Annotated in this window: 2 protein-coding genes; both read left to right on the forward strand. The window is 71.1% G+C overall.

Annotated elements, in window-relative coordinates:
* The first annotated feature begins 259 nt into the window (after window positions 1–259).
* Window positions 260–712 carry a response regulator gene (locus VD972_RS12775; protein WP_324985988.1) on the forward strand — a complete coding sequence of 151 codons (453 nt, stop codon included), beginning with the start codon at window positions 260–262 and terminating at the stop codon, window positions 710–712.
* Between the two features lie 65 nt (window positions 713–777).
* Window positions 778–3,745: serine/threonine-protein kinase (locus tag VD972_RS12780; RefSeq protein ID WP_324985991.1), on the forward strand; the 2,968-nt coding region annotated here is incomplete at its 3' end.

Consider the following 3,745-nt stretch of genomic DNA (forward strand, 5'->3'; position numbering starts at 1 on the left):
CCGACGTGACCGTCAGTGGCTCCTTGGTCACCCCCATCAACATTCCGCTGCCGGCGCAGTGATGTTGGTGAGCTAAGTCCAGGCTGAACGCAGTCCCGCCGCCCTCTCGGAGCCTCTCCGAGGGGGCGGTGTCGTTTTCCGAACACTTGGACCGAGCGATGGTGCACGCCTCGCCCACAGGGGGGGCAGGGCGCAACGGGCAGTCTGTGTATAGAATGATCCTCCGTCCGTTCCCCGTACGCTGGAGACCCCCCGCGCCATGAGCCAGTCGGCCACGAAACTTCCGCCAGCCGAGGCGGGTGCAAGCGCCGAGTCCGCACCCTCGAAGAAACGCGTCCTCGTCGTCGATGACTTCGATGACGCTCGGGAGATGTACGCCGAGTATCTGGAGTTCGCTGGCTTCCAGGTCGAGACCGCTCGCAACGGCGCGGAGGCCGTGGAGAAGGCCCAGGATGCCTCGCCCGACATCATCCTCATGGACCTGTCCCTGCCCGTCATGGACGGCTGGGAGGCCACCCGCCTCATCAAGCAGGACTCCCGCACCCGAGACATCCCCGTGATGGCGCTCAGCGGCCACGTGCTCGCGGGCAGCGAGAACCATGCCAAGGAGGCCGGTGCCGACGAGTTCGTCGCCAAGCCCTGCCTGCCTCAGGACCTCGAGAACAAGATCCGCAACATGCTCAAGCCGAGCAAGGCGAAGGACAAGCCCTAGCCCCCTCGCGAGCACCCGCACCCGGACGGCTTGATCGCCGCGGTCCGGGCGCGTAGGCACCCACCGTGGCCTCTCCCGCCTCCTCCACGCCGCCGGATACGTGGACTCCTCCCCAGGAGTTCGATGAGTATCGCTTGATCCGGCTCATCGGCCGCGGGCGCACGGGACGGGTGTACCTGGCGCACGACACGCTGCTCGAGCGGCCCGTGGCAGTGAAGTTCATCCCTGCCCTGGGCCACAACGCCCTCGCCCGCTTCCTCGTGGAGGCCCGGGCCGCCGCTCGCATCCAGCACCCCAACGTCGTCACCCTCTACCGTGTGGGGCAGCTCGAGGAGCAGCCGTACCTCATCTCTGAGTTCATCCGCGGCGTCAGCCTGGACCGGCTCGCCAAGCCCGTGCCCTGGGAGCGCGCGCTCTCCATCGGCAAGGATCTGGCGCGCGGGCTGAGCGCGGCCCACCGCCGCGGCGTCCTGCACCGCGACATCAAGCCCGGCAACGCCGTGCTCACCGAGAGCGGCGAGGTGAAGCTGCTCGACTTTGGCCTGGCCAAGCTGTTGGACCCGGCCGCCCCCGAGCAGGGACAGGGCCAGAGCAGGCCTCCCTCTCCGCCAGAGCTGCCCGCGGAGCTGGATCCGGAAGCCAGCCCTGGCTTCGGCGCCCGCTCCCTGGACGGCGTCTTCCTCCCCTCGCTCCCCCGCGGCGCTCTGGTGGGCACGCCGTATTACATGTCGCCGGAGGCCTGGGCTGGCGAGGATCTGACCGCGCGCAGCGACGTGTATTCGCTGGGCGTCGTCCTCTACGAGCTGTGCTCGGGCAAGGGCCCCTTCCGCGACGTGCCCTGGCGCGAGCTCTCCGAGGCGGTGCGCTCCCGGGACGCACGTCCGCTCGCCGAGGCCGCTCCCGGCGTGGATCCAGACTTCGCCGCCGTCATCGATCGCAGCCTGCGGCGAGAGCTCTCGGAGCGCTACTCCTCGGCCGCGGCGATGCTCGACGCGCTGGAGCAGATCGGCCGGGACGAGACCGCTGCCGGCGCCATCCCCGAGGGCAACCCCTACCGCGGCCTCCAGGCCTTCGAGGCCGAGCACCGCGCCCTCTTCTTTGGCCGCCGGCGCGAGCAGCGCGCGGTGCTGGAGCGCTTCAAGGGCGAGCCCTTCCTGCTCATCACCGGCGACTCGGGCGTGGGCAAGTCCTCGCTGTGTCTGGCCGGCATCCTCCCCCTCATCGCCGACGGGGGGCTGGAGGACGGACGGAAGTGGCGCAGCGCGCGCCTGGTGCCGGGCCGTCGCCCGGTGGCCGCGCTCGCCGCGGCGCTGGCGCCCGTGCTGGAGATGCAGGAGGAGCCCCTGGCCGAGCTTCTCCACACGGAGCCCACGCAGCTGGCCCGCCGGCTGCGCGCGAAGCTGGGGGCGAAGGACGGGTTGATCCTCTACGTGGATCAGCTCGAGGAGTTGGTGACGCTTGCCCCCCAGGAGGAGGCTGCTCAGGCAGGCCTGGCGCTGGGGGAGCTGGCCGAGGGAGTCACCGGGGTGCGGCTGCTGGCCACCGGCCGCAGCGACTTCCTCACCCGGCTGACAGCGGTGCCAGGGCTGGGCGCCGAGCTGCCCCGCGCGCTGTACCTGCTGCGCGCGCTGACGCCCGAGGAGATGCGGGAGACCATCGTCGGCCCGGCGCGCATCAAGGGCGTGCGCTTCGAGTCCGAGGCGCTGGTGGACACGCTGGTGGCCACCACCGCCGCCACCGAGGGCGGGCTGCCGCTGCTCCAGTTCGCCCTGGCCGAGCTGTGGGAGGCGCGTGACAAGGCCGCCGAGGTCATCACCCAGGCGGCGCTGGACGGGCTGGGCGGAGTCGCGGGTGCGCTGGCGCGGCACGCGGACGCGGCCGTGGACAGGCTGTTGCCCGATCAGCGCGTGGCCGCGCGCGGGGTGCTGCTGCGCCTCATCACCGCGGACGGCACGCGAGCAAGAAAGACGGACCGGGAGCTGGTGGGCACGGACCCCCGCTACCGCGCCGCGCTCGAGGCCCTGGTGCGTGCGCGCCTGCTGGTGGCCCGCGAGGCGGAGGATGGCACCTCCTATGAAGTGGCGCACGAGGCGCTCGTCACTGGCTGGAAGACGCTGGCACGCTGGCTGGCGGAGGCCGCCGAGCGCCGCGAGGTGCAGGCCCGGCTGGAGACTGCAGCCGCCCACTGGGAGCGGCTGGGGCACACGCGCGACGTGCTCTGGGGGCCCCGGCAGCTGTCCGAGACGGCCGTGCTGGATCCAGGCGAGCTGACGCGCCGGGAGCAGGAGTTCCTGGATGAGTCCCGCCGCACGGTGGTGCGCACCCGCATGGCGCGGCGGGCGCTGGCCGCGGGCTTCCTCGTGCTGCTGGGGTTCGTCTATAGCAGCGGACTGCTGCGCGAGCGCATGCAGCTGGAGCAGCAGCTTCAACAGCTGGTCGGAGAGGCCACTGTCGCGCTGAACAAGGCCCAACTCGAGCGCGAAGCACTGGCCACCGAGCGTGCAGAGGCCTTCAATTTGTACGGGGCTGGCCTCAAGGCCGACGGAGACAGGGCTTGGACGGAAGCCGCTGACAAGAGCGCGCAGGTCCACCAGCACTTCAACGCCGTGGCCTATGGGCTGGAGCGCGCGCTGGTGCTGGCGCCCGATCGCAGCAACGTGTGGGACGCGCTGGCGGACTACCTCTATGAGCGAGCCCTCCTCGCCGAACAGGAAGGGGAGCTGGCCACGCTGCACGGGCTGCTGCAGCGGTTGCGGCTGTACGACGTGGGGGAACACCGTTGGAAGCGGTGGACCGCCCCGAGCCTGCTGACTGTGGAGTCAGCTGCGCCGGGCACTCAGCTGGAGCTGAAGCCACTGGCCCACGATGCGGAGCTCGACGAGGAGAAGCCGCCGCCGCTGCTGCTCACCTCCGGACCCTGGAAGGAGGTGCAGGTGCGGCCAGGCCTGTACCAGCTGACGGCGAGCGCTCCAGGCCATGAGCCCGCCTCCATGCCGCTGAGGCTGACGCGCGGAGAGAAGCGGCTGCTGAGGC

Origin of the sequence: Hyalangium sp., from assembly GCF_035629615.1 — a bacterium.
GTDB lineage: Bacteria > Myxococcota > Myxococcia > Myxococcales > Myxococcaceae > Hyalangium.

Coding starts and splice junctions, on each gene's coding strand:
- VD972_RS12775 (WP_324985988.1), top strand. CDS start 260: ATGAGCCAGTCGGCCACGAAACTTCCGCCAGCCGAGGCGGGTGCAAGC.